The sequence below is a fragment of the Calidifontibacter terrae genome (assembly GCF_054778835.1).
This window is the reverse complement of sequence record NZ_BAAGZF010000014.1, coordinates 56,882-82,865: the sequence shown is the minus strand read 5'-3', so window position 1 is coordinate 82,865 and position 25,984 is coordinate 56,882. Positions and strand designations below refer to the sequence as shown.

The window sequence follows — 25,984 nt, the reverse complement described above, 5'->3', positions numbered from 1 at the left end:
AGGCGAGTACCGCCGCGCAGTCGGCTTCCCCGACGTGCTCTTGTTTCCCATGGCTCCATCCTCGTTTCCAAGGTCGGGAGCCTCCAAGCAACCCAGGGTGGTTCAGTGCGGCGGTACCGGTGCACCGAGTGCGGGCATGTGTGGCGCCAAGACACCAGTCGCGCGGCCGAACCGCGAGCCACCTTGTCGCGGCGTGCGATGGCGTGGGCGCTGGCCGCGATCGTGTGTCAGCACCTGACCGTCGCCCGGGTCGCTGAGGGGCTCGGAGTCGCGTGGGACACCGCCAACGACGCGGTGTTGGCCGAGGGGCACCGGGTCCTGATCGACGATCCGAGCAGGTTCGACGGCGTCACCACCATCGGGGTCGATGAGCACGTGTGGCGCCACACTCACCGCGGTGATAAGTACGTGACCGTCATCATCGACCTGACACCAGTGCGTAACGGCACTGGCCCAGCACGGTTGCTCGACATGATCCAGGGCCGCTCCAAAGCAGTCTTCAAGAGCTGGCTAGCAGCGCGTGACCCATTGTGGCGCAACGGATTACAAGTCGTCGCGATGGACGGGTTCACCGGTTTCAAAACCGCGACCAGCGAGGAATTGCCCCACGCGACCGCTGTGATGGATCCCTTCCACGTCGTCCGCCTGGCCGGGGACGCCCTGGACCGGTGCCGCCGCCGTGTCCAGCAAGATCTCCACGGCCACCGCGGCCGCACCACAGATCCGCTGTACCGAGCACGGCGGACCCGACATACCGGGGCGGACTTGCTCACCGACCGGCAGCATGAACGACTCACCGCACTGTTCGCTGTCGAGGAACACGTGCAGGTCGAGTGCACCTGGGGCATCTACCAACGGATGATCGCCGCGTACCGGCACCCCAACCGGGCCACCGGAAAAACCCTCATGACCGAGCTCATCACCTCGATCAGCACCGGCGTGCCGAAACCCTTGGTCGAGCTGATCACCCTGGGCCGGACCCTGGCTAAGCGTGCAGCTGATGTCCTCGCCTTCTTCGACCGGCCTGGCACCAGCAACGGCCCCACCGAGGCGATCAACGGCCGCCTCGAGCACCTACGTGGCAGCGCTCTCGGCTTCCGCAATCCGACCCACTACATCGCAAGGAGCCTGCTCGAAGCCGGCGGCTTCCGGGCACAACTACACCCTCATTTGGGATGAGCCCCTAATGAGAAGCGACGATAATGTTTCCGATGCGCGGCACTCTATGTGGCTGGCTTGAATCGAATGGTGGTCGCTGACCCCGGCGTCGATGCGACGAGCTGTCCTTCGCCGCTTGCTGAAAGACGAATGAGGCTGGGTCGCCCGACAGAATCGCGGGCAAGGACGAAGATTGTTCCTGATCCGGCCGGGCGTATCGCGACGGCTGCACCGTCTTTGCATCCTGTCCCGGGGTAGAATAGATTCCGCGTCGGATCGTCGTTATAGATCAGGTGCGTCCCGCCTGAGGTAATATTTGACGGATGCCAGATTGCCGTCCCCGAGTTGACCGTAAGGGTGGCGCCACAGATCGTTATGCTCGTCCTCGCGGGTCTCGCCACTGTTGTTACGGATTGCGATCCGGATCCTTCGCCTACGTGGGCGCTCGGTCCTGAGCATCCGCCAACCATGCCAGCCGCCCCCAAAGCGCCGATGCCCGCAAGGATCTTACGATGCCGCATGCCAGGTACACGTAAATCGGTCGGTTGCGTTCTGCAGACAGTCGGAGAGGTCCCTACCGTTGTTCGTCATGGTGACCCGGTCTTGCGCACTGTGAACGTATCCGTAGGTATCTTCTGGAGTCTCCCATGTCGCATTGGTCAACGCGACGCTTCCATAGTTTGCAAGGGGCGGCAGGCCCCAGGACACAGTTTTGCGCTCAACAATCCACTCGAACTGGTCGCCGGGCGTCCCATGGGTTGAAGTGAACTCGACGCAACGGTTCGTGGAGACGTTGCACAGATCATAGATAGCTTCGCCGTGCAAGTCGGAGACCTCGGCAAAGACCGACTGTCCAGTGCCGACGGGGAAGTTCGTTGGCACCAACTGGTTGGCACCCGGGACGTATTCGAACCAAAAGTAGTTACTCTGATGCCACGTCCCGTCAGCGCAGGCCGCCGCGTTGCACACGGCGTCCTGTTCAGTGCCTGCCTGGATGAGTTCGTTCGACGTATTTGTGCCACTGCCAATACCGGGCCAGATCGAACTGTAGTTGTTGGTTGTCCCAGTATGTGATAGGAGCTTAGGAACAACCCAGTCCATTCGAACGTCGCCGTAGGTGTTTGATAGAGCCTTCGTGAATATGTATCCGGACCAATTACCGGAGGTCCCCGCGGTGAGGGTTGTCTTCTGGATCGGCACGGTGCGCGAGGGTTGAGATCTACAATTCATTGATGAGACCCAGGTCATCTTCATATCATCAACTGGGTCGCTGCGAGTATGTCTAGGGCTCGCATTGTTGCGCTTCATGTCGTTGAGCGAGGCACGTTAGCCATCGGCCAGACTGTTGATTTTTGCACCGCCGCACGAAGCAATGGAATTGCTAACGGCGATTCGCATCCCAGGGCCAGCGCCAGCACTTGACGTCGGGATTCCGCCGAGAACACAGGTCGCCGCCGCGAGTAGCCAGAGTCTTTTGTGAATGGGGTTCTTCATGAACGCCTCGTCCCCCTGTCAGCCATCCGCTGAAATGCCGTTGACACAGATGGCGTGCCTCCGACGACTATCAGTGTGCTCCGGAGGCTCATTCGCGGTCAAGGGGGGCTGGCGTCGTGGCGATGAGTGGGATGGGTAAGGAGCCGACCATGAAGGCCATTCTTACCTGCGGTGGGGTGAGCGGACCTACTACCCGGCGCACAGCGCCGGCGACGACCCGGCAGGCCTGCACCGCCCCGGCCTGGCTCGAGCCGTTGCCCGGTCACCTCTAGACCGAGCCGATCCAGTCGGCAGTCCGGCCGCGGCTGGCCAGGCGCCGTAGTCGGCCGTCCGGTCATGCCGCCGACAGGCCCTCGGCAGGGATATCGGTCGGTGTCCCGGGGTCGTTCGCGTTTACTAGTCCGCGTGGACGTGAGCGACCTGGCCGAACTGGTACCAACCGCGATGGCAAGGCATCCCGAGCGTTCCTGGCATTGCGAGGTCTCGGTGTCTGGGAGTCTGACAGGTGAGCTGTCTCTGCGGGCTGATCCTCTTCGAGCCGCACGAGTCCTGGTGCGGCCGGGACTGGAGGTGTTCAGTGCGGAGATCGCTGGGCATGTCGGGATGGACTTTGCTTATGACGATGCCGACCGGGCCGGGGTTCTCTTAGAGCGTCTCGATGTCGCCGCTCGGGCACTGATCGGCCCGAGTCGAGTGGTGCTTCGGCGCGCGGGCGGCCGGGTCGTTGGATCCTCCTTGGTCATCGATCCTGATGGGGCACAGCCATCCTTTGACAGCGAGATTGTCGACACGATCGGACGGATCCGGGCAGCACTCGGCGGGCACTTGAAGGTTCGCGACGAAGTCATTGACTACGCCGTCCTGCCACGCGAGGGACATGACTAGCTTCATCCGCACGTGCCGCGGGAGGTCTACTGCCCTCCGCCTGGGCTTCCGCTTGAGATGACAGGCCCACACTCGCCAATGCTGTTCGGGATCCGGTTGGCCGCCGGATGAGTCCTCGATACGGACCGTCGTCGACAGCACGGCGCGCGCGGCGGGTAAGAACACCGACGATTCACGGGCTGCGCCGGCGCGCTTGCGCGTGTTCATACGCGCTACGCGTCCACGCACTCAAGTGGTCGCATTCACTCCCTGCCTTCGGCTACGCGTCAGGTGGCAGGACGCGTCTTAGCCGAGTCGTCGAGCCCGCCGTGCCGGACTCCTCCCAGCCGTGAACGCGAACCAGGAACGCAACAATCCGGTTGCCTTCTGCTCGCGCATCGAGCTCGTTTTGCCGATGAAGCATTACGGCTGGTTCGGCACCCTCAAGCAGCCAAACGACGGCGAACCCGTACTGACTTGGTTCAATCGACACGGCCGCGGCCTGATGCGGTTGTTGCTCCATTAGCGAATCGTCTCGCATTTCCGGGCTCCCACCGCTGGCGGCCTCGCCGGCCGCCAGGACCTGGCGCCGCGCACCGTCGCGAGCTACACCTCGGTCTGGGACACCCACCTGCGTCCAGTGCTCGGGGAGCATCGGGTCGGCAGCATCACTCGCGCGGACGTGACGGCGCTGGTCACCGACGTCGGTGCTCGTCGCTCGGCACAGATGACGCGGCATGTGCACCGCGTCCTGTCCCTGCTGCTGGACGCGGCCATCGAGCAGGGACTCATCGGGACGAATGTCGCGAAGGGCGTGCCGTTGCCGCGGATCGTCCGCGAGCAAGCGGTCGCACTCGATGTCGCCGAGGTCGAGGACCTCGCCGACAAGGTGGACCCACGAGTCGCCGACCTAGTCCGGTTCCTCGCCTACAGCGGCGCCCGGTGGGGCGAGGCAGTGGCACTTCGCCGCCGGGACGTCGCTCGAGACTGTTCGACCGTTCTGATCGCCCGTGCCAGCCGTGAGATCAACGGCGAGCTGAGCTACGGGCTGCCCAAGTCGAAGCAGCGGCGACGGATCCCCGTCGCCTCAACGTTGCGTCCGATGCTCGCGATCCGGCGCGACGCGACGAGGGATCCCGACAGCCTGATCTTCGCGGCGCCCGGGGGAGGGCCGATCCGCTACAGCAACTGGCGACGCCTGTCTCGCTGGGACGATGCCGCCGCCGAGATCGGCCGACCCGGGTTGCGGCCGCACGACCTGCGGCACACCTGCGCGAGCCTGCTGCTGCACGGCGGCGCAGCGATCACCGACGTGTCCGCGATCCTGGGCCACAGCTCGCCGGTGGTCACGCTGGGCATCTACAGCCACATCGTCGGCAACGGTCTGCAGCGAGCAACGGACTTCCTGGATGCGCTCATCGAGACTCACTCCGAAAATGAAAGCGCCCATTTGACGACCACGAGCGACTCTGACGAGCCCGAGGACGACACGGTGGAGGCTGCAAAACAGCCTCTGACCTGCGACAACGTTCGGTGGGGCGGCTGGGGCTTGAACCCAGGACCGACGGATTATGAGTCCGCTGCTCTAACCAGCTGAGCTACCGCCCCTCGCGCTCGTCCGGAACCTACGGAACGAGCCCGCTGAGATTACGTCACATCCGAGGCCGTAGGCGAGCCGGACCGGTCGATTCGGCCCTGCCTGCGGCATGCTTGGTGACGATCGTCGGAAGGGGCGGACGGATGAAAGCTGGAGACACACTGGGGGGGCGCTACGAACTGCGCACCCGGATCGCCGGTGGCGGCATGGGCGAGGTGTGGTCCGCCGAAGACAACGTCCTCGATCGCACTGTTGCGGTCAAGGTCATCCGCCCGGAATTGGCCGACGACGCCGACTTCGCTCGGCGCTTCCACCACGAGGCCCGCCTGGCCGCCAAGCTGAGCCACTCGAACATCGCCGCCGTTCATGACTTCGGTCGTGACGACGGTGTCGACTATCTGGTCATGGAGTTCGTTCGAGGCACCTCGTTGGCTGGCCTGATCGATGAGCGCGGCGCGCTGCCGGTCGACCAGGTCGTCTCCGTGATCACCCAGGCGGCCGCCGGGTTGGAAGCCGCTCACGAAGCTGGCGTGGTCCACCGAGACGTGAAGCCCGCCAACATCCTGATCACTGAGAAGGGCGCGGTGAAGCTCACCGACTTCGGCATTGCTCGAGCGATGGGTGAGGCGAAGATGACCCGCACCGGTGAGGTGATGGGAACGGCCCAATATCTGCCGCCTGAAGCGGCGCTCGGCCATGAGGTGACTGGTCAGAGCGACCTGTATTCGCTGGCCGTCGTCGCATACGAGGCGCTCCAGGGCCGCCGTCCGTTCAACGCCGATTCCGCGGTCACGCTCGCGATGAAGCACGTCAACGAGCCGCCGCCACCCATCACGGTCCCGGTGCCTCCCGCCGTACGCGATGCAGTCCTGCACGGCTTGGCCAAGAACCCCTGGGATCGCCAACGTGGGGTGGGCAACTTCGCCCGTGAACTGCGCGCGGGCCTGTCGCACACGCCGCGGCCGATGCCCGTGCAACCGACCCACGGCGGGTGGGCTGGACCCGTTTCCGGACCGAACCCAGGCCCCCAGAGCGGTCCGACGTCCGGACCGCATGGCTATGGCCACCCGCTGCAGCCGCAACAGATGACGTACGGAACGCCGTACATCCCGATGAAGGCGCCGCCCCGGGTGGGTGACCGGACGGCTCGCACCCTGGGGTGGGCCTGGATCGGCTGCTGCGCGCTGGTGCTGGTCAGCTTTGCGCTGCCGTGGGCGAAGCTCGGGTCGCAGAGTTGGACCGCGTTCCAGCTCGACACCGCGGCGTCGTACGACCCCTCATCAGGTGGCACCGGCGCGGCCGTCTTCGTTCTGATCGGCACCCTGATCGTCGCCGGCCTCGGTTTGCCACAAGCGCTCGGCAGGGGTCACATCGGTTTCAGTCTTGGCGCCCTGGGAATGTCGCTGCTTACTGGCCTGATCTGGTTCGCCGCCTACGCCGCCGTGGACGGGACGACCGATAACCCCAGTCCGTTGTCGGGGGGAGTGGGTCTGTGGATGTGTCTGATTTGCGGCCTGCTCACCCTGGGTGTGGTGTTCTCAGCCGTGTTCAAGCGGCGCTGAGTTCGGCTGGCCGCTGCGATCGACCGCGTCAAACCGCTCCCAGCGAAATATCAGAAATGGTTCGTACCGTGTAAGCCAGAAGCCCGGGTTGTCGACCTCCCCCCTGTCCCGACAACCCGGGCTTCTTCATGTCCGGAGGCGAGCCCGTCACGAAAACCCTTGCTGCGGGCCGAGATTGGGTGTGTCGGTTCTCGCATCCTGTGGCGGGTGGTGCAAATGTGGTGCGGTACGGCAGAATGGGACCACAACTTCAAGCATCGCCAGACATAGGCGCCCGCGAGGCCGTTGGGGAAGACGTCCCTCGCAACCAAGGAGGCCAGGATGTCTGCGGTGAATTCGCGCGTCACGCGCGGGGTGGTGTTTGTGCACTCCACCCCTTCTGCGTTGTGCCCACATGTCAGCTGGGCGCTTGAGAACGTGCTCGGCTCGGCCGTACGCCTGGAGTGGACGGCCCAGCCCATGGCGCCCGGACTCCTGCGGACCGAATTGTCCTGGATGGGTGAACCCGGAACAGGCGCCAAGCTCGCCAGCGCGCTGCGCGGTTCCGAACACATCCGTTTCGAGATCACCGAGGAACCCAGCCCCGGCTGCGACGGTTCGCGGTGGTCACACACCCCCGCCCTTGGCATCCATCACACCTGGACCTCCGCCAACGGTGACGCGGTCGTCAACGAGGACCGTCTGCGCTCGGCCCTGGCCGCCAGCAAGGGCGATCCCGAGGCGTTCCGTGGCGAGATGGCCGAGCTTCTCGGTGTCGCCTGGGACCAGGAACTAGAGCCGTTCCGCTACGCCGGCGACGGCGCCACCGTGCGCTGGCTACACCGCGTCAGCTGATCATCCAGACCAAAGAAGCGCCCCGCTCCGGATTTTCCGGGCGGGGCGCTTCGTCTGTCCTGCTGGGGATCAGAGCGGAATGTTGCCGTGATCGCCGCGCCGGGCAGGTGCGCCAGCGATCGCCTTCGCGATCTCACTGCGGGTCGCCGACGGCTCGACGATCTCGTCGATGACGCCGATCTCGACCGCGCGCGGCAGGCCACCGGCCAACACGGCGTGTTCGGCGGCGAGCTGGTCCTCGACCGCTGCGCGCTCGGACTCATCGACCTCCGCCAACCGGCGGCGGTGCAGAATCCGAATGGCCGCGACATGGCCCATGACGGCGATCTCCGCGCCCGGCCACGCGAACACCCGGGTGGCGCCCAACGATCGGGAGTTCATCGCGATGTAGGCACCGCCATAGGTCTTGCGCGTCACCAGGGTGACCCGCGGAACGACGGCCTCAGCGAAAGCGTGCAGCAGTTTGGCGCCACGACGCACGACGCCGTCCCACTCCTGGCCCACGCCGGGAAGGTAGCCGGGAACGTCGACCAACACGATCAACGGCACGCCGAAGGCGTCACACATCCGTACGAAGCGGGCCGCCTTCTCCGCGGAGGAGGAGTCCAGGCAGCCGCCGAGGCGCATCGGGTTGTTGGCGATGACCCCGACCGTACGACCACCGAACCGACCCAGCGTCGTCACCACGTTTGGTGCCCAACGGGCATGCAACTCAACGGAATCGGAGTCCTCGTCGAGGAGATCGGTGATCAGCGGGTGAACGTCGTAGGCGCGTTTGGGCGACTCCGGGAAGGTAGCGGACAGATCGCGGTCGGTGACCGCCGCCAGGTTGATCTCGCGCTGGTCGGCGAACAACGACACCAGGCTGCGACCGCGAGCGAACGCCTCCTCGGTCGATTCGGTGACGACGTGGACGACGCCGGAACGGCGACCGTGGGGTTCGGGTCCGCCCAAGCGCAACGCGTCGACCTGCTCGCCGGTGACTGAGCGCACCACGTCGGGTCCGGTGACGAACACCCGTCCGTCGGGTCCGAGGATCACGATGTCGGTCAGCGCGGGCCCGTAGGCCGCACCGCCGGCCGCCGCACCGATGACCACCGAGATCTGCGGGATCTTGCCCGAAGCGTGCGTCATGATCGCGAAGACTTCGCCCACGGCATGGAGGGAGACCACGCCTTCGGCAAGCCGGGCCCCGCCGGAGTGCCAGAGGCCGACTACCGGAATCTGGTCGGCCAGCGCCCGCCGATAGGCGACGAGGATGGCCTTGCAGCCTTCGACGCCCATGGCGCCACCTTGGATGGTGGCGTCACTGGCAAACGCGACCGCGGGGCTGCCCGCGACGGTGCCGATCGCGGTGAGCGCGCCGCTGGTGTCCTGCTCGGTGAGCAACTCGACGCTGCCCTCGTCAAAGAACGCCTCGAGCCGCTTGCGCGGATTGCGAGGGTCCTTTTCCGGATCGATCTTCGGCTTCGATGCCGCCGATGCCGCGGCCGACGCCTGATTGGGTTGGCGCGCCATCAGATGCTCTTCACCGTCATGGCCACGTTGTGGCCGCCGAATCCGAACGAGTTGTTCAGAACAGCGATGTCGCCGTCGGGCAGCGCGCGGGGCTTGCCGCTGACGATGTCGAGGGCGATGTCCGGGTCGGGTTCGTCCACGTTGATCGTGGGCGGAATCAACCGGTGATGGACGGACAGGATCGAGATGAGTCCCTCGAGCGCGCCCGCCGCTCCCAACAGGTGTCCGGTCATCGACTTGGTGGCGGTGACCGCGATGCCGTCGGTCGCAGCGCCGAAGGCGCGCCGGATCGCGTTCGCCTCGGCAATGTCACCGACCGGGGTCGACGTCGCGTGGGCGTTGATGTGGACGATGTCGCTGTGGCTCAAGCCGGCGCGTTCGACGGCCTCGTTCATCGCACGGCTCGCGCCGGCGCCTTCCGGCTCGGGCGCAGTGATGTGGAAGGCGTCCGCGGACATTCCGACCGCGGCGAGCTCGGCGTAAATCCTGGCGCCGCGGGCCTTGGCGTGTTCGTACGACTCCAGCACGATCACGGCAGCGCCCTCGCCCATCACGAAACCATCGCGACCCTTGTCGTACGGCCGGGAGGCGGCAGCGGGGTCGTCGTTGCGCTTGGAGAGCGCCTGCATCGCGGCGAAGCCGGAGACGGTCAGCGGGTGGATCGCGGCTTCGGTGCCACCGGCCACCATGACGTCAGCCCGGCCGGCGCGGATCATGTCGGCGGCGTAGCCCATGGCTTCGGCGCCGGAGGCGCACGCCGACACCGTGGTGTGGGCGCCGGCGCGAGCGCCGAGTTCGAGGGAGACGTTGCCGGAGGCGGTGTTCGGCATGAGCATCGGGACGGTGAGGGGGTAGATGCGACGCGGCCCCTTCTCCTTCAACACGTCGTACTGGTCGAGCAGGGTGTGTACGCCGCCGATGCCGGTGCCGATAGCGACGCCGAGCCGCTCGGGTTCGACCTGTGGGGTGCCGGCGTCGGCCCACGCCTCGCGAGTGGCGATCAGCGCGTACTGGGCGGAGGGGTCCATCCGGCGCACTTCAACGCGGGCGAGGACCTCGGTCGGGTTCTGGGCGATGCTCGCGGCGAAGGTGACCGGCAGGTCGTATTGGGCGACCCAATCGGCCTCAATGGTGCGTGCTCCGGAGCGGCCGGCGAGCAACGCGTCCCAGGTTTCGGTCGCGGTCCCGGCCAAAGGGGTGGTGGCCCCGACGCCAGTGACGACGATGCGGGTGTCTGCGCTCATTGCGGTGCTGCTCCTCGAGATTGCGCGCGAAGGTTGCGGGTCCGGTGGACCGGTCGTGCTGACCGGTCCACCGGTGGGCGTCAGCCCTGGGCGTTCTTGATGTAGGCGACAGCGTCACCGACGGTCTTGAGGTTCTTGACCTCATCGTCGGGGATGCGCACGTCGAACTTCTCCTCAGCGTTGACGACAATGGTCATCATCGAGAGCGAGTCGATGTCGAGGTCCTCGGTGAAGGACTTCTCGCTCTGGACCTCCTTGGGGTCGAGGCCGGTTTCCTCGTTCACGATTTCGGCCAGACCCTCGAGGATCTCCTGGTCGCTGCTTGCCATCGTTATGACTCCTTCAACTGTGCGATTTATCAGGGGCTTCGGTGACCCGGATTGCCCGCCGGGTCGCGGGAGTTCGCTAAGGCAGAACGATGACCTGGGCGGCGTAAGCCAGACCCGCGCCGAATCCGATCTGCAGGGCCAGCCCGCCGTGGGGCGCTTCGCCTTCGCGCAGCATCCGTTCGGTGGCCAACGGGATGGAAGCCGCGGAGGTGTTGCCCTGCTCGGCGATGTCGCGGGCGACCGGAATGTTGGCCGGCAGCTTCAGTTGCTTGATCATCGCGTCGATGATCCGCATGTTCGCCTGGTGGGGGATGAAGGCGTCGAGGTCGTCGGCGGTGATGCCAGCTGCGTCGAGCGCCTTCTGCGCAACCGGGGACATGCCCCAGACGGCCCACCGGAACACCGACTGCCCGGCCATGCCGATTGTCGGCCAGGTGTGGGCGGCCGGGTCGGCGTCCGCCTTCCACTTTTCGCGCAACTCGATCCACGACTCGCGCTGTTGGATGGTCGTCCACTGCTCGCCGTCAGAACCCCACACGGTGGGGCCGATCGCCGGAACGTCACTGACACCGACGACGGCCGCGCCGGCTCCGTCGGCGAAGATGAAAGCGGTTCCACGGTCGTACTTGTCGGTGAAGTCCGACAGCTTCTCGACGCCGATGACCAACACGTTGCGGGCGCTGCCGCCGCGCACCATGTCGGAGGCGAGGCTGATGCCGTAGCAGTAGCCGGCGCAGGCAGCCGAGATGTCGAATGCGGGAATTCCGTTGCGGCCCAAGTTGGTTGCGATCAGTGGTGCGACCGCCGGAGTCTGGTAGGGGTGAGTCACGGTGGCGACGAGCACCGCATCGATCTCGTCCATCGCAATCCCGGCGTTGGCTACGGCGTCGCGGGCCGCGGCCTCGGCCATGAAGGTGACCGTTTCCTGCTCGTTGGCGATCCGTCGGGTGATGATGCCGGACCGTTCCCGGATCCACTCGTCGGAGGAATCGATGAACTCGATCACCTCGGCGTTGGTCACCACACGCTCGGGCCGGTAGCCGCCGACGCCACGAACGCGGGCGTACGTCGCGCCTTGGGATGCCTGTAGGGCGCCGGTGTTCTTGGGGGAACCCATCGGATCAGTCCTCACTCGGGTAGAGACGCAAAAGGGGTTGGCCGGGGGCGACCGGGTCGCCGTCGCTGACCAGCCACTCGACGACCTGGCCGCCGTGAACGGAAACGACGGGGGTGTTGTCGCGAAGGGTGCTGACGGTCGCGACCTGGGCGCCGGGGGAGATGGCATCACCTGGGGTGAGGTCATCGATCGCGATCATGCCCTTGGCGGGAGCGACGACCAGGCGCCAGGTCGGGTCCATCGCCTGCTGCGGCTGGCCGTGTTCGCGCAGCATCGCGTGGGCCTTTTCGAGGTCGTCCGGCGTCTTCATCGCCAGGGTCTCGACGCCCTTGAGGCCACGCTTGGCCAGACCCACGAGGGTTCCGGCCGGCGGGATCTCAATGAGCCCAGTGACACCCATCGCGGCGATGGTGTCCATCGTGAGGTCCCAGCGAACGGGGCTGCTGACCTGAGTCACCAAACGGCGCAACACATCGACGCCGTCGTGGACGACCTGACCGTCGCGGTTGGAGATGAGCGGCACCCGCGGGTCATGGGTCGAAATGGCGCGGGCGTAGGAGCCCAACTGCTCGACGGCCGGGCTCATGTGGGGGGTGTGAAAGGCGCCAGCGACCGAGAGCGGGATGACTCGCGCTTTGGCCGGGGCATTGTCGGCGAGGGCCGCGAGTTGTTCCATCGTTCCGGCCGCGACGATCTGGCCGGCTCCGTTGCGATTGGCCGGGGTGAGGCCCTGAGCCTCGATCGCGGCGAGCACCTCGGCTTCGTCACCGCCGACGACCGCGGACATGCCGGTCGGCTGGACCGCGCTGGCGGCGGCCATTCCTTTGCCGCGTTCCCGGACCAGCACCATCGCCTGTTCGGCAGAGAGCACGCCGGCGGCAGATGCAGCGGTGATCTCACCAACCGAGTGGCCGGCTCCGGCGCCCACCACCCGGAAGCCATCGGCTGGGTGGTTGAACAACGCCAGAAGCGAGACCAAGCCCGCGCCGACAATGAGGGGTTGGGCGACCGCGGTGTCCTTAATGGTGTCGGCGTCGGAGGTGGTGCCGTGGGCAACCAAGTCCATCGCGGCGACGGCGGACAACCAACCGAGGCGGTCCCGGAATCCGGGGAGTTCCAACCATGGGGCCAGGAAACCTGGCGTCTGTGAACCTTGACCGGGGCAGACAATCGCAAGCACGTGTCCACTGTGTCGGTCTGCGGGCGTTCAGGTCGTCATCGAAACCGACGAAGATTGTCCGGCGAATTTTGTAGGAATCGTCAACGCGGGTCTGGCAGGCGGGCGTACATCAGCGCCAACCGCACGCAGAACCGGTCGCGCGCATCGGCCAAGTCGAAGCCGCTGTCCTCGGTGAACTTCCCCAAGCGATAACGCACGGTGTTCGGGTGGACGAAAAGCGCTCGAGCGGTCGCCTCCAGGTTCGGGTCGTCCAGGTAGGTCAACACCGTCGACTCGGTCGAGGCACGGGCAGCCAGCGCTTGGCTCACCCGGTCAGTCAACTGGCGCCGAGCCCGCGCGTCGCCGGCCAGGGATCGTTCGGCGAGTAGTTCGTCGGCCGAGCAGGGGCGGGGCGCGGCCGGCCAACCGATCGCGGCGGCGTAACCGGACTGAGCCGCCCGAGCGCTGCGCCCGGAGGCGAACAGGTGGGGGACCAGCGGCCCGACGACCAGCGGGCCGTCGCCCCACAGATCGGCCAGGTCGCCGACGGTGGCCAACGGGTCCTCGACGTTGCCCAGGATGGCGATGAACCGGCGCCCTTGGACGGCGGCAAGGGTCTCGACGCCGAGCCGCGCGGCGGTGCGGCGCAGGGCGTCGACTGCCTCAGCGCCGGTGCTGTGCGGCGACCGACCCACGGCGACCACGATGTCCTTGACGTCATCCCAGCCGAGAGCGGCCACCCGCGAACGCAGCGCCTCGTCGGCCTCCGCCCGCAACACCGCGTCGACGACGAGTGACTCCAAGCGGGCATCCCATGCGCCCCGCGCCTCGGCGGCCTGGGCGTAAACATGGGCGCAGGCGAACGCCACCTCGCGCGAGTAGGTCAGGACGGCCTCGCGCAGTTGGGACTGCCGGTCAGCCGGCGCCAGATCGGGCACCGCGGCCTCGACAACGTCGACCGTCGTCCGTACGAGGTCCAGCGTGTGTTGCAGGGTGATCGACCTGGTCAGCTCCCGGGGGGCTGTGCCGAAGACATCGGCGGCCACCGGCGGGATGCTGTGTTGATCGGCATGCCAGGCGATGAACGCGGCGATGCCGGCGTGGGCGACCATGCCGACCCAAGATCGCTCCTCCGCCGGAAGGGCGCGATACCACGGGAGGCGGTCCTCCATCCGTTGCACGGCGGCCGTCGCCATGCCGCCGGCCGCCGTTTCGAGGCGTCGCTGGATATCGGTCTCGTACGTCACCGGCTCAGTCTATTTGTAGAGGTTCCCCAATTGGTTCAGCTACGGAAGAGCCGCCGCAGCAGGCCCGGACTGCTTTTCTCGTACGGGTCCGGTAGACCGAGCGCGTCGGACTGGGTCAGTTCCACCGGGACGGCGTCCGGAGCGTCCGCCGGCGCATTGCCTGCCCCGGGCTGCGCGGCCGGGACCGGCTGGTAGGAGCGGGCCGCCGAACTCGGCGGCGTTGCCGCAATCCGGTCGAGGAGGTCGTCGACCTCGGCGCTGTTGTAACCGCGCACGCCAAATCCACTCGGTGTCGGAAACAGCGCTCCGTGGGCCATGTTCGGATCGAAGGTTCCATCGCGCAGCGCGCTCACGACGGAGTCGAGGAAGTCGTCGACCGCCTGTTCGTCGTAGGTGTATTTGCGCGGGCCACTGGTGAAGTGAATCTTGATGATCTCTTCGGGCGTTACCGGTTCAGGCATGACGGCACTGTAATGCGCCGTACACGCCGAACGGCCCCGCGCGCCGAAGCGTTGCGGGGCCGTTCGAGATCAGTCGGATCAGGCGTCTCCACCGGCGTTTCCGCTGCGGCCGGCGCGAACGTCGAGCAACGAATACTTCTCCGCTGCCTTCGCCGGAACGGAGGCGTCGATGTCGCCGCTCTTGGCCAGCGCCTGCAGGGTGCGGACGACCATCGAGGGACCATCGATGTGGAAGTAGCGGCGCGCGGCCTGCCTGGTGTCGGAGAAACCGAAACCGTCAGCCCCGAGCGTGACGTAGTCCTGCGGGACCCACTGAGCGATCTGGTCCTGCACCGCTCGCATCCAGTCGGAGGTCGCGACCACCGGGCCGGGCGCGCCTTGCAGGGCCTGGGTGATGTAGGGCACTGCCGGCTCGTCGCTCGGGTGCAGGAAGTTCGCCTCGTCGGCGGCGAGTGCGTCGCGGCGCAATTCGCCCCATGACGTCACCGACCAGACGTCGGCCACGACGCCCCAGTCGTCGCGCAACAGTTGCTGCGCTTCCAGGGCCCATGGCAGACCGACGCCGGAAGCGAGCAATTGCGCCCGCGGCGCATCCGGCGCGCCGGCCTCGCCCTCGGACAGCTTGTAGATGCCCTTCAACAGGCCCTCGACGTCGAGGTTCTCCGGCTCCGCCGGCTGCTGCATCGGCTCGTTGTAGACCGTCAGGTAATACATGACGTTCTCCGGCTTCTCGCCGAACATCCGACGGACGCCGTCCTTCATGATGTGGCCGATTTCGTAGGCGTACGCGGGGTCGTAGGCCACGACCGCCGGGTTCGTCGAGGCCAGCAACAACGAGTGACCGTCGGCGTGCTGCAAGCCCTCACCGGTCAGCGTGGTGCGGCCGGCGGTCGCGCCGATCATGAAACCGCGCGCCATCTGGTCGCCCGCGGCCCACATCGCATCGCCGGTGCGCTGGAAACCGAACATCGAATAGAAGATGTAGAACGGCACCATCGGCTCGTCGTGCGTGGCGTAGGAGGTGCCCGCCGCGGTGAAGGCGGCCATCGACCCGGCCTCGTTGATGCCGGTGTGCAGGATCTGACCCTGCACCGACTCCTTGTAGGCGAGCATCAACTCGGCGTCGACCGACTTGTAGTGCTGGCCGTGCGGGTTGTAGATCTTCAGCGTCGGGAAGAACGCGTCCATCCCGAAGGTGCGCGCCTCGTCGGGGATGATCGGCACGATCCGCTGGCCGAACTCCTTGTCGCGCATCATGTCCTTGAGGATGCGCACGATCGCCATGGTCGTGGCGATCTGCTGCTTGCCCGACCCCTTCTTCGCGCCGTCGTAGGCGGAGTCGGCCGGTAGCTTGATGGATTTGGTCGACTGCACGCGCCGCGAGGGCAACCCACCGCCGAGCTTCTCCCGGCGATCGCGCATGTAGCGGATCGCTTCGTCGTCTTCGCCCGGGTGGAAGTAGGGCGGCAGGTAGGGGTTCTCCTCCAACTGCGCGTCCGTGATCGGGATGTGCAGGGAGTCGCGGAAGCCCTTGAGGTCATCGAGGGTGAGCTTCTTCATCTGGTGGGTCGCGTTGCGGCCGGCGAAGTGGCTGCCGAGGCTGTAGCCCTTGATCGTGTGAGCCAGGATCACCGTCGGCTGACCGTGATGCTGGGTCGCCGCCTGGTAGGCCGCGTAGACCTTGCGGTAGTCGTGGCCGCCGCGCTTGAGGCGCCACCAGATGTCGTCGTCGCTCCAGTCCTTGACCATCGCAAGGGTACGGGGGTCGCGGCCGAAGAACTGGTCGCGGACGTACTTTCCGTCGTTGGCGCGGAAGGTCTGGTAGTCACCGTCGGAGGTTGTGTTCATCACGTTGACCAGGGCGCCGTCGCGGTCGGCCGCGAGCAGCGGGTCCCAGCCACGACCCCAGATGGTCTTGATGACGTTCCAGCCCGCACCGCGGAAGAACGACTCGAGCTCTTGGATGATCTTGCCGTTGCCGCGCACCGGACCGTCGAGTCGCTGCAGGTTGCAGTTGATGACGAAGGTGAGGTTGTCGAGTTCCTCGCCGGCCGCCAACTGCAGAAGGCCACGCGACTCGGGCTCGTCCATTTCGCCGTCGCCGAGGAAGGCCCAGACGTGCTGCTGGCTGGTGTCGCGGAGTCCGCGGTTGTGCAGGTAGCGGTTGAACTGCGCCTGGTAGATCGCGTTCATCGGACCGATGCCCATCGACACCGTCGGGAACTCCCAGAAGTCCTGCATGTTGCGCGGGTGCGGGTAGCTCGGTAGCCCGGCAGCCTTGCCACCGATCAGGTGGGAGTGCTCCTGACGGAACCCGTCGAGTTGTTCGGTGGTGAGGCGGCCCTCGAGGAAAGCGCGCGAATACATACCAGGGGAGGCGTGGCCCTGGAAGAAGACCTGGTCGCCACCGCCCGGGTGGTTCTTGCCGCGGAAGAAGTGGTTGAACCCCACTTCGTAGAGGGTCGCGGCCGAGGCGTAGGTGGAGATGTGACCGCCGACGGAGATCTCGGGCCGCTGCGCGCGATGAACCATGATGGCCGCGTTCCAGCGCAGCCAGGCGCGGTAGCGACGCTCGATCTCCTCATCGCCCGGGAACCACGGTTCCGATTCGGGCGGGATGGTGTTGATGTAGTCAGTGGTGGTCAGCGACGGAATACCGACTTGACGCTCCCGGGCACGCTCCAACAATTTCAACATCACGTAGCGGGCGCGGTTCTTCCCACCGGCTTCGATGATGCCGTCGAGCGAGTCGAGCCACTCACCGGTCTCCTCGGGATCAATGTCCGGCAGTTGGCTTGGTAAGCCGTTGAGGATCGGGCCCGAGGTGGGGTCAGGTGACACGTTTGGCTCCTTCGAATACGACATTCGCAACCTCCATCAAACACCGCGGGTAAGTGGCGTGTATATCCACTCCGGTTACCCTGCAGTAGCGCTCGCCACCTGTCCGGGTGGGCGGGCTGGGACACTGAGGCCCGACCATGCCCATAGGCTGGGCGTGTTCGCGCACTCGGCGCGGATCGTCGGCGTACTCCTCGATGGGTGCGTGAGACACAAGGAAGGGTTATGGACAAGGACGCTGGTGGGGGCTGGGCCCGCAAGGTTGGCTTCGAGCAGGGGCAGATCGTGCTCGAGCTCGGATGGGACGACGACGTCAATGACGAGCTGCGAGCAGACGTGGAGGGCCTGATTGGCTCCGCGCTCGAAGAGGACAACTACGACGGTGTGGTCGACGCAGTGCTGCTGTGGTGGCGCGACGGCGACGGTGACCTCATCGACGATTGTGTCGATGCGCTCACCACACTTGCCGAGAAGGGATTCGTGGTGGTGCTGGTGCCAGAAGCTGGACAGGACGACCACGTCGAGGCATCTGAGATCGAAGAGGCCGCGCAGACCGCCGGCCTGAAGGCCAGTTCGACCGCCAAGGCGACCGACTGGATCGCGACCAAGCTCGTTCAGGGCGGCTACGCGAAGCAGCGTTGATGACGGCTCGCGTTGATTGAGGCAGTTGAAATCACCGGGACGCGGTCGGCGCGCAGCACCCTTTCGAAGCGTGCGTAGGCTCGGGGGAGACCGTCCCCTTCGAAAGGATTTTGATGATGGCTTCACCTCAGCAGGTCGGTGCCCAGGCTCCCGCGTTCAGCGCGAAGGACCAGTTTGGTCAGGAGCAGACACTGGCCGGGCTCACCGGCGAGAAGGCGGCTCTGGTCGTGTTCTATCCGTTCGCGTTCTCCGGCATTTGCACCGGCGAGCTCTGCTCGATTCGCGACGACCTGTCCCGATTCGTCAACGACAAGGTGCAGGTTGCCGCCGTGTCCTGCGACCCGATGTTCAGCCTCAAGGCGTGGGCTGACGCGCAGGGCTACGACTTCCCGCTGCTGTCGGACTTCTGGCCGCACGGCGAGATCGCCAAGGCCTACGGCGTGTTCAACGAGGAAGCCGGCATGGCCATTCGGGGCACCTTCTTGGTCGACACCAGCGGCAAGATCGTCTGGTCACAGGTCAACGGACCGGGCGAAGCGCGTGACTTCGCCGGCTATGACGAGGCGGTCGCAGCTCTCTGATTCGATGTGAAAGGCGCCGATGCCTGCGGGCATCGGCGCCTTTTCGCGTCTGGCTCAGTCGAGTGGGAAGCGGGAGATGAGCTCGTCTCGTACCCCGCGGTCGACGGGCAGTCCGGCGCTCGCCCGCGCGCCGATCGCCAGACCCAGGATGAATGCCGAGACCGGCGCAAGCGGCCGTTCGACCTCGCGAGCGACATCCCGAGAAAGAGCGTGAACGTCGTCGATGTCCACCAAGGTGGGATCCAATTCGAGTGCGGCGCAAGTCTTTTCGACCCACGCTTGCCACTGCTGCTCCGGTTCGCTCATCGGTCGCTCCCTCGCTTGAGTCGGTTGGTCCAGGCCGTGTGATCCTCCCAGGTGTCGACGTCGCGCCAGTCGTCACCGACTGGGACATCGACCAAGCTCAGGTCGCCAACCAAGGCGCGCATCGACCGTCCGTTGGGAACAGCGGTCGCCGCCGCCGCCGCGATCAGGGGGCCGGCTGCGTACGCCCCGAGCACCCATTGCCGCCGGCCGTCAGCGTCGATCGCAACTGCTCCGTCGCCGCTCGCCGCGGCGAGAACTCGGGGCAGCGCGCTCGATGCTCCCGGGAGGTCGCAAGCCAGGATCACGATCCACGGCGCGGGATCGGCCAGCGCAGCCAGACCAGCAACGACAGCAGCGGCCGGACCGCCCCCGGGCGGGTTCTCCTGGACAACGACGGCCCGCGGCGGAACCGGAGCGCTCGTCCGGCCGACGACCACGATCTGCTGGGCACCGTCGATGGCGGTGAACGATCCGCTCACCAGGGCGGCCCCGGCCAGCGGCAGGGCAGCCTTGTCGATGCCGCCCAGCCGCGAACCGGCTCCACCGACCAACACGATCGCGTCGTACGCCTGCATCGGACTCCTCCTGGGTCGCGGGTGTCCGTCATCTTCCCGTCATCTTCGCGTGGTCAGCGAATGCCGATGACGGACAAACTCCAGTTTGCTGTAAGAATGAGCCGCCGACGTCGGAGTTCTCGCGTCGGAAGGGGCCTGTAGCTCAGTTGGTAGAGCACCGCGTTTACACCGCGGGTGTCGTCGGTTCGAGACCGGCCGGGCCCACATGAACGCCGAACCCGAGCGCGCCGACCGGGTCGCGAACCTGGCCGAGGTGCTGACCGTCCTCGACGAGTTCTATCCGCCCGCAACGGCCCTGGAATGGGATCGTGTCGGGTTGGTCACCGGTGACCCGGAGCAGCCCGTACGCCGCATTCTGTTCGCGGTGGATCCCACCCTGGCGGTCATCGACGCGGCTCGTTCGGGCGGCGCGGACCTGCTGATCAGCCACCACCCGCTGTTGTTGCGCGGGGTGAACTCCGTTGCCACGACCAATGCCAAGGGCGCAGCCGTGACCGCCTTGGTGGTGGGCGATATCGCCCTCTACACCGCCCACACCAACGCCGATATCGCCCGGCCGGGGGTCAACGACGCCCTCGCTGCGGCCTGCGGGCTGCCGGCGGACTGCAAATCGTTGTCCGCCGATGGCGGCGGCCGGGTTGGTGACCTTGCCGAGCCCGTCACCTTGCGCGCGTTCGCCCAGCGGTTGGCAGCGGCGCTGCCGCCGGCTCCGGTCGGCGTACGAGTCAGCGGCGATCCCGACGCGATCGTGCGCCGGGTGGCCGTTCTGGGCGGGGCGGGCGACGACCGCTTCGACGACGTACGCGCCGCGAAGGCCGACGTCTACGTCACCGCCGATCTGCGCCACCACCCCGCCCTCGAAGCGCGAGAAGAGGGCCGCGGCGGCCCGCCCTACCTGATTGACGCCGGACACTGGGCGACCGAGTCACTCTGGCTGGCCGCTGCCGCTGACCGGCTCCGTCGAACTTTGTCCGAGCGCGGATATACGGTGGACACCGACATCTGCACAGTGCGCACCGATCCGTGGGACTTCCTGGTCGGCAGCAACGAACCCTCGGGAGCCGACGATGAAAGCTGACCTCGCCCGCCAGTGGCGCATGCTCGATCTTCAGGCGCTGGACACCAAACTTGCCCAGCTCGCCCACAAACGCCGCTCAATGCCAGCGATCGCCGCGGTAGAAGCGCAATCGATCCGCCGCGAAAAGCTCTACGAAGAGGTCGTTTTGGCCCGCACCGCGGCCGACGATGTGGAGCGCGAGATCGCCAAGGCCGACGCCGACGTGCAACTCGTCCGCGAACGTGCCGTCCGCACCCAGCGCCACCTCGATGCCGGTCAGGGCTCACCCAAGGACTTGCAGGGCATGCAACACGAACTGCAGACCCTCGCCCGCCGCCAATCGGAGCTGGAGGACGTCGAACTGGCCGTGATGGAGAAGGCCGAACAGTTGCGCGCCGATCTGGCCAAGGCCGAAGCGGCCAAGCAGAGCGCTGAGGAAAAGATCGTCGAGCTGACCAATCAGCGCGACGTCGCCTTTGCCGAGATCGACCGTGAGGTCGCCGAGGTCAGCGCCAAGCGCGACCAGGTGGCCCCGGGCCTCGGCAACGAACTGCTTGCCCTCTACGAGAAGGTGCGCGAGCAATGCGGCGGTCTTGCGGTCGCTGCGCTCTCCCAGCGCCGTTGCGGCGGTTGCGGATTGGAGCTCAACGCTTCCGAGATGGGCCGGTTCCGCTCGGCGCCCGACGACGAGATCCTGCGCTGTGAGGACTGCCGCCGCATCGTCGTACGCACTTCAGAATCCGGCCTGTGACGCGTTCGCTCATCGTCGAAGCCGACGGCGGTTCGCGCGGCAACCCGGGGGTTGCCGGCTATGGCGCGCTGGTGCGTGACCCGGCGACCGGCGAGATCATCGCCCGCCGTGCTGCTCCGCTGGGCAAAGCGAGCAACAACGTCGCCGAATACGAAGGCCTGTTGGCCGGCTTGCGCGCGGCGCTCGCGATCGACCCCGCCGCCACCATCGAGGTGCGGATGGATTCCAAGCTGGTCATCGAGCAGATGGCCGGTCGATGGAAGATCAAGCACGAGGACATGAAGCGGCTCGCGATTCAGGGCCAAGAACTGGTGCGACAGTTGCGCGCCGCCGGGGGCTCGATCTCCTGGACCTGGATCCCGCGGGAGATCAACAAGGACGCCGACGCTCTCTCGAACGACGGCATGGACGGTTTGTTCGTTGAGGAGGACCTCGAGGACGCCCCAGTCGTGCAGGAAGCGGTCGACGAGGTCGTCAGCCCGGTGAAATCTGCTGCGCCACAGCCGGTTCGGATCCTGTTGGTCCGTCACGGCGTCACCGATTTCACGGTGCAGGGCCGTCTCGACGGGCGGGGTGGCGCCGATCCGTCGCTGAACGCTGAGGGTCGGGAGCAGGCCGCGGCGGCCGCGCGCGGGGTCCGCGCCAAGGTTCGGCCCGGCGCCAGCGTACGCGTCATTGCTTCCGGCCTGGCCCGCGCGCAGCAGACGGCCGACGCCATTGCTGCCGAACTTGGTGTCAACCGCGAGGTCGACGTCGACCTGGACGAACAGAACTTCGGCGACTGGGACGGACAGTCCGTCCGCGACCTCGTTGCCGACGCAGATTTCGCCCGCCTGCGCAGCGACCCGACCTACGCCCCTCCGGGCGGGGGAGAGACCCATGACCTCGTCGCCCATCGGGTCGGGGCCGCCCTGGACCGAATCGTCGCGTCGAGCGAGCCGGGCAACATCGTGGTCGTGGTCAGCCACCGCAAGCCGATCATGGTCGCGTTGGCCGATGTCTTGGGCCTCGATCTGGACACCGCATGGTTGCTCGCGATCGCGCCTGCTTCGCTGACCGGTCTCGAAGTCTGGTCGGACGGCCACACATCGATCAGCTTCGTCAACGATACGAATCACCTTCGAACCCGTTAGGACGTCATGACCGAGCAGTTCTCACCCGACACCATCGCCGTACGCGGAGGCTTGACCCGCAGTGGTTTCGAGGAGACTGCAGAGGCGATGTATCTGACCTCGGGTTTCGTCTACGAGAGCGCCGAGGCCGCCGAGGCCGCGTTCACTGGCGAATCGCAGCGCTTTGTCTACAGCCGTTACGGCAACCCGACCGTCTCGATGTTCGAGGAGCGGCTGCGGCTGCTGGAAGGCGCGGAGGGCTGCTACGCCACGGGGTCCGGCATGGGCGCGGTGTTCACGGCTCTGGCCGCCTTGCTGGGCAAGGGTGACCGCGTTGTCGCCTCCCGCGGACTGTTCGGCTCCTGCTTCGTGATCCTCGACGAGATCCTGCCGCGCTGGGGCGTGGAGACCGTGTTCGTTGACGGGCCCGACCTGGCGCAGTGGGAGCAGGCGCTGAGTGAACCGACGACCGCGGTCTTCTTCGAAACGCCGAGCAACCCGATGCAGGAACTGGTCGACATCGCCGCTGTCTCGGAGTTGGCCCACCAAGCTGGCGCCCAGGTCGTCGTCGACAACGTCTTCGGCACCCCGGTTTTCAGTCGCCCACTGGACCACGGCGCCGACATCGTCGTCTACTCCGCGACCAAACACATCGATGGGCAGGGGCGAGTTCTCGGTGGCGCGATCCTGGGGCGCAAGGACTACATCGACGGTCCCGTGCAGAACCTGATCCGCCACACCGGCCCGTCGATGTCGCCCTTCAATGCGTGGGTGCTGACCAAGGGGCTGGAGACGATGCGTCTTCGCGTTGAGCAGATGTCGCGTTCGGCGCTCGAGGTCGCCCAAACACTGTCTGCTCACGAGTCCGTCCGCCAGGTCTGGTTCCCGTTCCTGCAGTCCCACCCGCAGTACGACCTGGCGACCCGACAGATGACCGGCGGCGGAACGGTGGTCACCTTCGAGTTGGCCGGCGGGAAGGCCGAGGCGTTCCGGTTGATGAACGCGCTCCAGATCGTCGATATCTCCAACAACCTGGGCGACTCGAAGTCGTTGATCACCCACCCTGCAACCACCACGCACCGCCGGATGGGTGAGGAAGCACGCCTCGCCGTGGGCATCACCGACGGTGTGTTGCGGGTGTCGTGTGGGCTGGAGGACACCGCCGACCTCGTCGCGGACCTGCGGCGGGCGTTGGACGCAGCGCAGGGCTGAGCTGAGCTGTCCGTCATGTCGGTGGCGACGCGCCACCGACATGTGGCTGACCCCGTTGGTTCGCGGAAGTTAGTTGCCCAAGCACTTCTGGCTGCGCCGGCGCCTGCCCTTCTCGTGGGTGGCACCGCTGATTCGACGTGGGATGGCGACGTCGCGCGCGCGAGCGATCGCTAGCAGCTAGCGGAGGGCGCGGACCAACCCGAGTGCGCCCTCGACACTGCCCGCCGGGTCGTTGATCGGGTATTGAACAGCTCGTACCACGCGCTCGCGGTCGACGACGAGCGTGAGTCGCTTGAGCCGGGTCATCCCATTCAGCGTGAACGTGGGTAGTCGCAGACAGGTGGCTAGCTCGAGTCCGGGGTCGGCCACCAGCGGGAACTGGATCCGATTCGCCACTTGGAAGTCAGTGAGCTCCGCTGTGGTTTGGGTGCTCACCCCGACGACGGCGGCACCCAGGGCGGCGAAGTCGGCGAGTCGATCGCGGTAGGTGCAAGATTCGAGCGTGCAACCCGGCCCGCCCGGAACCTGGCTGATTCCGAGGAGCGCCGCCCCGGGGAAGCAGTAGACAACGGTGAGTGGCTCGGTCGTGATGGGGTCGGGCCCGACTGGCGGAACTCGCTGCCCGACGAGGGCCCGAACTCGATGTGTCTCAGCGGAATTGGTCTCACTGCCGGCCCGCGAAGTGCCATCCCCGAGCAGCCAGGTGTCGCCCCACTGCTGAATGGCGGCCAACACCGGCACCAGTGCGTGGCCGCGCGGTGTGAGGAGGTAGTCGAAGCGCTCGGGGTGGTCTTGGTAGGCGGCCTTGTGGAGGACCTCGCTTGCGACTAGGTCACGAAGGCGTTCGGTGAGCACCTTTCGCGAGCAACCGGTTTCGGCCAGTAGGTCGCCAAATCGGGTGAGGCCGCGGGCGATGTCCCGCAGGATGAGCAGGTTCCAGCCATCGCCAACCACCGAGCTCGCGTGGGCAATCCCGCAGTCATCGTTGGACACCCCGTAAGTGTATGGTCAGTTTCAATATGAAACTCACTGGTCTTGGGCTTCCACGAGTGGTCTGGCTGCTCGCTGCAAGCAGGTTCTTCAGCGCCGCCAGTTCCTTCGTGATGCTCTTCCTGACGCTCTATCTCACCGGTCCGCGCGGGCTGTCCGCCCCGGTCGCTGGGCTGGTGGTTGGAGCTTCAGGGGCCGGAACCCTGTTCGGGTATCTGCATGGCGGCCGGTGGGGCGACCGGCTCGGTCATCGCCGGGTGTTGCTTATTGCGACGGCGATGGGCGCCGCTGGGATCATGACGGTGCCGTGGCAACCGTCGTCGCTTCTGGCCGTGACGCTGCCGATCATCGGATACCTGCAGGCGACCGGAACGGTCTCCTCGGGAGCTTTGGCGGCCCTTGCAATGCCACGCGGCGATCGGCGTACGGCGGTTGCGGTTAGTCGCTCCGCCTCGAACGCCGGATTCGTCGTTGGCCCGCTGCTCGGCGCACTCCTGGTGGCCCACTCGTACGAAGCGATTTTCCTGGTCGACGGTGGGGTGCTGTTGCTGGTCCGGCTGCTCGTCCTACGCGCCTTGCCCGCGGAGCCGAAGCCGGAGCCTGCGCGCGTCGAATTCGTCGCCAGCGCAGACACGCTCTGGCGTTCGCTGCGCCGGCGCCCGGACCTGCTGTGGCTGGTTCCGGCGATCGTGCTCGCCGACCTCGTCTACCGGCAGCTCTACACAACGGTGCCGATCCAACTGCGCGACAGTGGACAACCGGTGGTGCTTTACAGCGCCCTGATCGCCGTCGGCTCCGGGTTGGTTTTGCTGTTCGAAATCGTCATCGCGCTGCGTTTGCGAGGCCACCGAGCTCTCCCGATCATTGCGGCCGGCTACGCGCTGATCGGCGTCGGTTTCGGGCTCTTCGGCCTTCCGGTTTCAGTTGTCTCGGCGGTGCTCGCGATGGTGGTTCTGACGGCCGGCGAGATTCTCTATAAGACCACCGCTACAGCGCATGTTCAGGATGCGGCGCCAGACCATTTGATCGGGCGATATCACGGTCTCTACACCGGGCTATCAACCTCCGGCGGCCTCATCTCGGCGCCCCTCGGACTCGGTTTGTACGCCGTGGCGCCCCACGCGCTATGGCCGGCGTGCGCTGTTGTCGCGTTCATCGCCGCGGGCTTGGTTCTGTTGTCCGACCGCTTGGCGACACGTCGAAAGCCGGCGTGACCAAACGGTCGGAATGGGGTGGTGTGTGGACAGTGTGCACTGGTTCGCTTGGTGAACCACTTCCGGCGAGTCGCACCGTCGGCTTCGGAGGTGGCTCGTGAGACGAACCACTGCGCACTGCG

The 25,984-nt window shown here is 66.4% G+C and carries 23 protein-coding genes, 2 tRNA genes and 3 pseudogenes; 15 read left to right on the top strand and 13 right to left on the bottom strand.

All coding sequences use genetic code 11. From position 1 onward, the window contains the following. Positions 1 to 105 precede the first annotated feature (105 nt). A pseudogene (locus ACYU98_RS14860) lies at positions 106 to 1,179 on the top strand (ISL3 family transposase); the annotation flags it as partial. Between the two features lie 486 nt (positions 1,180 to 1,665). Here the strand turns inward: ACYU98_RS14860 and ACYU98_RS14855 are convergent. Beyond that, entirely contained in the window at positions 1,666 to 2,358 is a 693-nt protein-coding gene (locus ACYU98_RS14855; protein ID WP_460469003.1) for a G1 family glutamic endopeptidase, read from the bottom strand. Positions 2,359 to 2,801: 443 nt separating this feature from the next. Between ACYU98_RS14855 and ACYU98_RS14850 the strand changes: the two genes are divergently transcribed. From ACYU98_RS14850 to ACYU98_RS14835, 4 genes and pseudogenes are all read left to right on the top strand, one after another. Continuing rightward, positions 2,802 to 2,924 carry a hypothetical protein gene (locus tag ACYU98_RS14850; RefSeq protein ID WP_460469002.1) on the top strand — a complete coding sequence of 41 codons (123 nt, stop codon included), beginning with the start codon at positions 2,802 to 2,804 and terminating at the stop codon, positions 2,922 to 2,924. A gap of 133 nt (positions 2,925 to 3,057) precedes the next feature. Next, on the top strand, positions 3,058 to 3,537 hold the full coding sequence (locus ACYU98_RS14845; protein ID WP_460469001.1) for a hypothetical protein: 480 nt from the start codon (positions 3,058 to 3,060) through the stop codon (positions 3,535 to 3,537). 328 nt (positions 3,538 to 3,865) lie between these two features. After that, positions 3,866 to 4,042, top strand: coding sequence for a hypothetical protein (locus ACYU98_RS14840; protein ID WP_460469000.1), 177 nt, complete (start codon positions 3,866 to 3,868; stop codon positions 4,040 to 4,042). A 201-nt stretch (positions 4,043 to 4,243) separates the two neighbouring features. Beyond that, positions 4,244 to 4,873 (top strand): annotated as a pseudogene (locus ACYU98_RS14835) (tyrosine-type recombinase/integrase); the annotation flags it as partial. Between the two features lie 177 nt (positions 4,874 to 5,050). Here ACYU98_RS14835 and ACYU98_RS14830 read toward each other — a convergent pair. Further along, positions 5,051 to 5,124 (bottom strand) — tRNA-Ile (locus ACYU98_RS14830). Between the two features lie 132 nt (positions 5,125 to 5,256). On the opposite strand from ACYU98_RS14830, the gene ACYU98_RS14825 reads away from it, so the two are divergent. Together ACYU98_RS14825 and ACYU98_RS14820 are read left to right on the top strand one after the other, a co-directional pair. Then, complete coding sequence (locus ACYU98_RS14825) at positions 5,257 to 6,675, top strand: protein kinase domain-containing protein (protein ID WP_460468999.1); 1,419 nt, start codon at positions 5,257 to 5,259, stop codon at positions 6,673 to 6,675. A 321-nt stretch (positions 6,676 to 6,996) separates the two neighbouring features. Beyond that, complete coding sequence (locus ACYU98_RS14820) at positions 6,997 to 7,509, top strand: DUF3145 domain-containing protein (RefSeq protein ID WP_460468998.1); 513 nt, start codon at positions 6,997 to 6,999, stop codon at positions 7,507 to 7,509. Positions 7,510 to 7,578: 69 nt separating this feature from the next. Here ACYU98_RS14820 and ACYU98_RS14815 read toward each other — a convergent pair whose 3' ends face one another. The 8 genes and pseudogenes from ACYU98_RS14815 to aceE form a co-directional block, all read right to left on the bottom strand. Further along, the gene (locus ACYU98_RS14815; protein ID WP_460468997.1) at positions 7,579 to 9,027 is read right to left on the bottom strand and encodes an acyl-CoA carboxylase subunit beta; all 1,449 of its coding nucleotides are present in this window, start codon (positions 9,025 to 9,027) and stop codon (positions 7,579 to 7,581) included. After that, the gene (gene fabF, locus ACYU98_RS14810; RefSeq protein ID WP_460468996.1) at positions 9,027 to 10,271 is read right to left on the bottom strand and encodes a beta-ketoacyl-ACP synthase II; all 1,245 of its coding nucleotides are present in this window, start codon (positions 10,269 to 10,271) and stop codon (positions 9,027 to 9,029) included. The genes ACYU98_RS14815 and fabF overlap by 1 nt, the downstream gene beginning before the upstream one ends. Positions 10,272 to 10,351: 80 nt before the next feature. Next, on the bottom strand, positions 10,352 to 10,600 hold the full coding sequence (locus tag ACYU98_RS14805) for an acyl carrier protein (protein ID WP_460468995.1): 249 nt from the start codon (positions 10,598 to 10,600) through the stop codon (positions 10,352 to 10,354). Between the two features lie 76 nt (positions 10,601 to 10,676). Continuing rightward, entirely contained in the window at positions 10,677 to 11,717 is a 1,041-nt protein-coding gene (locus ACYU98_RS14800; RefSeq protein WP_460468994.1) for a beta-ketoacyl-ACP synthase III, read from the bottom strand. A 259-nt stretch (positions 11,718 to 11,976) separates the two neighbouring features. After that, positions 11,977 to 12,897, bottom strand: a pseudogene (locus ACYU98_RS14795) (ACP S-malonyltransferase); the annotation flags it as partial. A gap of 80 nt (positions 12,898 to 12,977) precedes the next feature. Next, positions 12,978 to 14,123 (bottom strand): PucR family transcriptional regulator, encoded by a 1,146-nt coding sequence (locus tag ACYU98_RS14790; protein WP_460468993.1) that lies wholly within the window; start codon positions 14,121 to 14,123, stop codon positions 12,978 to 12,980. Positions 14,124 to 14,158: 35 nt separating this feature from the next. Next, the gene (locus ACYU98_RS14785; RefSeq protein ID WP_460468992.1) at positions 14,159 to 14,584 is read right to left on the bottom strand and encodes a DivIVA domain-containing protein; all 426 of its coding nucleotides are present in this window, start codon (positions 14,582 to 14,584) and stop codon (positions 14,159 to 14,161) included. 78 nt (positions 14,585 to 14,662) lie between these two features. Beyond that, positions 14,663 to 17,425, bottom strand: coding sequence for a pyruvate dehydrogenase (acetyl-transferring), homodimeric type (aceE, locus tag ACYU98_RS14780; protein ID WP_460468991.1), 2,763 nt, complete (start codon positions 17,423 to 17,425; stop codon positions 14,663 to 14,665). A 222-nt stretch (positions 17,426 to 17,647) separates the two neighbouring features. Here aceE and ACYU98_RS14775 point away from each other — a divergent pair, with 222 nt between their 5' ends. Continuing rightward, complete coding sequence (locus ACYU98_RS14775; RefSeq protein WP_460468990.1) at positions 17,648 to 18,064, top strand: DUF3052 domain-containing protein; 417 nt, start codon at positions 17,648 to 17,650, stop codon at positions 18,062 to 18,064. Between the two features lie 113 nt (positions 18,065 to 18,177). After that, positions 18,178 to 18,645 carry a peroxiredoxin gene (locus ACYU98_RS14770; protein WP_460468989.1) on the top strand — a complete coding sequence of 156 codons (468 nt, stop codon included), beginning with the start codon at positions 18,178 to 18,180 and terminating at the stop codon, positions 18,643 to 18,645. A gap of 54 nt (positions 18,646 to 18,699) precedes the next feature. On the opposite strand, the gene ACYU98_RS14765 is transcribed toward ACYU98_RS14770, so the two are convergent. Together ACYU98_RS14765 and mobA are read right to left on the bottom strand one after the other, a co-directional pair. Next, positions 18,700 to 18,951, bottom strand: coding sequence for a DUF6457 domain-containing protein (locus tag ACYU98_RS14765; protein ID WP_460468988.1), 252 nt, complete (start codon positions 18,949 to 18,951; stop codon positions 18,700 to 18,702). Then, positions 18,948 to 19,526 carry a molybdenum cofactor guanylyltransferase gene (mobA, locus tag ACYU98_RS14760; RefSeq protein WP_460468987.1) on the bottom strand — a complete coding sequence of 193 codons (579 nt, stop codon included), beginning with the start codon at positions 19,524 to 19,526 and terminating at the stop codon, positions 18,948 to 18,950. Before mobA ends, ACYU98_RS14765 begins: the two co-directional genes overlap by 4 nt. 131 nt (positions 19,527 to 19,657) lie before the next feature. Here mobA and ACYU98_RS14755 point away from each other — a divergent pair. The 5 genes from ACYU98_RS14755 to ACYU98_RS14735 all read left to right on the top strand — a co-directional run bounded on the left by ACYU98_RS14755 (position 19,658) and on the right by ACYU98_RS14735 (position 23,658). Beyond that, positions 19,658 to 19,730: transfer RNA gene (locus ACYU98_RS14755), tRNA-Val, on the top strand. Position 19,731: 1 nt separating this feature from the next. Continuing rightward, positions 19,732 to 20,604 (top strand): Nif3-like dinuclear metal center hexameric protein, encoded by an 873-nt coding sequence (locus ACYU98_RS14750; RefSeq protein WP_460468986.1) that lies wholly within the window; start codon positions 19,732 to 19,734, stop codon positions 20,602 to 20,604. Next, positions 20,594 to 21,334 carry a zinc ribbon domain-containing protein gene (locus ACYU98_RS14745; RefSeq protein ID WP_460468985.1) on the top strand — a complete coding sequence of 247 codons (741 nt, stop codon included), beginning with the start codon at positions 20,594 to 20,596 and terminating at the stop codon, positions 21,332 to 21,334. The genes ACYU98_RS14750 and ACYU98_RS14745 overlap by 11 nt, the downstream gene beginning before the upstream one ends. Continuing rightward, positions 21,331 to 22,467, top strand: coding sequence for a bifunctional RNase H/acid phosphatase (locus tag ACYU98_RS14740; protein ID WP_460468984.1), 1,137 nt, complete (start codon positions 21,331 to 21,333; stop codon positions 22,465 to 22,467). The genes ACYU98_RS14745 and ACYU98_RS14740 overlap by 4 nt, the downstream gene beginning before the upstream one ends. Before the next feature lie 6 nt (positions 22,468 to 22,473). Beyond that, the gene (locus ACYU98_RS14735; protein ID WP_460468983.1) at positions 22,474 to 23,658 is read left to right on the top strand and encodes an O-succinylhomoserine sulfhydrylase; all 1,185 of its coding nucleotides are present in this window, start codon (positions 22,474 to 22,476) and stop codon (positions 23,656 to 23,658) included. Positions 23,659 to 23,835: 177 nt separating this feature from the next. On the opposite strand, the gene ACYU98_RS14730 is transcribed toward ACYU98_RS14735, so the two are convergent. Then, positions 23,836 to 24,651 carry a winged helix-turn-helix transcriptional regulator gene (locus ACYU98_RS14730; RefSeq protein ID WP_460468982.1) on the bottom strand — a complete coding sequence of 272 codons (816 nt, stop codon included), beginning with the start codon at positions 24,649 to 24,651 and terminating at the stop codon, positions 23,836 to 23,838. Between the two features lie 56 nt (positions 24,652 to 24,707). Here ACYU98_RS14730 and ACYU98_RS14725 point away from each other — a divergent pair, with 56 nt between their 5' ends. Continuing rightward, on the top strand, positions 24,708 to 25,862 hold the full coding sequence (locus ACYU98_RS14725; protein WP_460468981.1) for an MFS transporter: 1,155 nt from the start codon (positions 24,708 to 24,710) through the stop codon (positions 25,860 to 25,862). Positions 25,863 to 25,984 lie beyond the last annotated feature (122 nt).